Raw genomic sequence first — 2088 nt, forward strand, 5'->3', positions numbered from 1 at the left:
CAGACGGATCATCAACATTCTTAGCTGAATACAACCGTATGCTGGATAAACTCAATGGTGGCGGTGTCAATCGGGCATTCTTTGTGTAGGTGATTGGTATGAATGTTAATTTCAACACGACTGTCGAGACGGATGTTGACGAATTAGATGCAGCAATTGCTCGTCTAGAAGCCTTAGATGGCAAGTCAACGGAAGCTGGACTATTTGGTGGCTTTGCTGCCAAAAAAGCAATGTGGCAAGAATATGGGACGTCCCGGGGTATTCCGGCACGTCCTTTTTTGCGTAACACAATGTATGAGAGTTCGGCAAAGTGGAGCCGGTCAGTCAGTGAAGATGTAATGGCGGTATTTGAGGGAGATTTACCAGGAGGAGCGGTTGTTCAACGATTGGGTGAGCAAATGGTGAAGGACGTTCGGCGCACTATTGATGCTGGAAACTTTGCCCCACTAAGTTCTACCACTGTTGCTCGCAAGGGTAGCAGCAGGCCACTGATTGATACTGGTGATATGTATGCGTCAATAATGCACAGGGAGGCGTGAACATGGCTTTTTATCTTGATATGGCGTCGTTGATTGATATGTTCGGTACCGACATTACAGTGTTCGAGAAGTCCGACGTGAAGAGTGGTGATTGGACTGACGGTGAATGGCATCCTAATGTATCGGCAGCTGGTGTGGAGTTGCACGAACCATTTTTGCCGTTCGACATTTATTCCAATGTACTGGCCGGAGTGCTACAAGCTACGGAAGCCGGTGAGACCCAACGTGATAAAGCGTATTGGTTTTCAACGCATAAGTACGGTCGGGGAACAATTGTTGTTTACGAAGGTGTGCGTTATCGAGTGATTGGTGTGACCGATTACACCGGATACTCGAACGTTACGCAATATGAGTTAGGAACGGAGGTTCAAAACAATGGCAACATTCAATGACGTGAATAGCTATGATTATCGCAAGTTAAGCAAGCTATTTGCTGGCATTGCAAAGGATATGCTGGGCCTAACGCTTATTGCTTCCAATGTGCAAGGAAACCAACCCGAGGCACCGTTTGTCGTATTCGATATTGTCAGTCCCTATATTCCAATTGATGAGTTCCTAGACATTACAGAGGAAGAGGCGTTCGAAGCGGTAGTGAGCTTTACAGTGTTTGATGATAATAAGTTGGACGCTCTGAGAGTTGCACAGGCGCTTCGCAAGACGTTGACGCAGTTTGATGTTGACCTTCAACTGCGGGCTAGTGATGTAATCCTAGTTGAATTGATGCCGACTAACGTGCGTTCTGTCCCTGACAATGTTCAGGAAGCTCATATGGTTGGATTTGATGTAAAACTACGCCTAACTGAAACATATACGGATAGCACCGTTGAAGTGATTGAGGACGTAGAAGTAAATGAAAAGTGAGGTAAAGCATGGCTAATGATATTCTCGACGTTCAAGTCATTTTGGACGTTATTAACCCAGCTTCTCCAGTTAATTTGGGGAACTTGGCGGTGTATGTAGTCGCTGACTCAGCTAATTCTGAAACAGCAATTGCTGACGTGAAGTTGCGTACAGCGAATGACGTTTCAAACCTTGGCTTGACGGTGAACGCAGCAACGCAAGCGATTATTGATGCATTCTTTATGCAAGATGATCACGGTGATTATTTGTATTTGTACGGTATCGACTCATCAGTTGACCAATCAAAGACGAAGGCAAAGATTTCCGAAACTATCACTGACGGTTGGGAGTTTGCGACGATTGTTTCACCAACGGCTAACGATTCTGTTGAATTGGCTAACCAAGTGGAGAAGTATGGTCGTAAGTTCGCGGTATTGGGGATGAAGACGAAGGCCGCCGCCTTAACTATTGCCGAAATTCAAGCAATTTCAGCATCACCATTCTATGGCAACGACCGTACGATTGTATTCGTTGCGAATGGCGCTTCTGGCAATAACGCACAATACGCAGGTGTTGGTGCGTTGATTGGTGCTCTTGGTAACAAGGCTCCAGGTTCAATCACTTGGAAGTTCAAGACATTGAAGGGCATTACACCATCAGAAGTGAATGGTTCAGTCTTGGGTACGGCCACTGAGTTGGGATTGATTTT

General features: G+C 45.8%; 3 protein-coding genes and 1 pseudogene. All 4 read left to right on the top strand.

Features of this window, described 5'->3' with window-relative positions; translation table 11 throughout:
* Positions 1 to 98: 98 nt before the first annotated feature.
* Positions 99 to 539, top strand: a complete 441-nt coding sequence (locus WEIDD23_RS10955) for a phage virion morphogenesis protein (RefSeq protein WP_062359013.1) — start codon at positions 99 to 101, stop codon at positions 537 to 539.
* A gap of 2 nt (positions 540 to 541) precedes the next feature.
* On the top strand, positions 542 to 931 hold the full coding sequence (locus WEIDD23_RS10960; RefSeq protein ID WP_062359014.1) for a hypothetical protein: 390 nt from the start codon (positions 542 to 544) through the stop codon (positions 929 to 931).
* Positions 915 to 1400 carry a phage neck terminator protein gene (locus WEIDD23_RS10965; RefSeq protein ID WP_062359015.1) on the top strand — a complete coding sequence of 162 codons (486 nt, stop codon included), beginning with the start codon at positions 915 to 917 and terminating at the stop codon, positions 1398 to 1400. Before WEIDD23_RS10960 ends, WEIDD23_RS10965 begins: the two co-directional genes overlap by 17 nt.
* An 8-nt stretch (positions 1401 to 1408) precedes the next feature.
* Positions 1409 to 2088: pseudogene (locus WEIDD23_RS13800) on the top strand (hypothetical protein); the annotation flags it as partial.

This window comes from Weissella sp. DD23 (genome assembly GCF_001579105.1).
GTDB lineage: Bacteria > Bacillota > Bacilli > Lactobacillales > Lactobacillaceae > Weissella > Weissella cibaria.

Excerpts from the sequence above, each read along its gene's own strand:
- WEIDD23_RS10960 (WP_062359014.1), top strand. The coding sequence starts at position 542 with ATGGCTTTTTATCTTGATATGGCGTCGTTGATTGATATGTTCGGTACC.
- WEIDD23_RS10955 (WP_062359013.1), top strand. The coding sequence starts at position 99 with ATGAATGTTAATTTCAACACGACTGTCGAGACGGATGTTGACGAATTA.
- WEIDD23_RS10965 (WP_062359015.1), top strand. The coding sequence starts at position 915 with ATGGCAACATTCAATGACGTGAATAGCTATGATTATCGCAAGTTAAGC.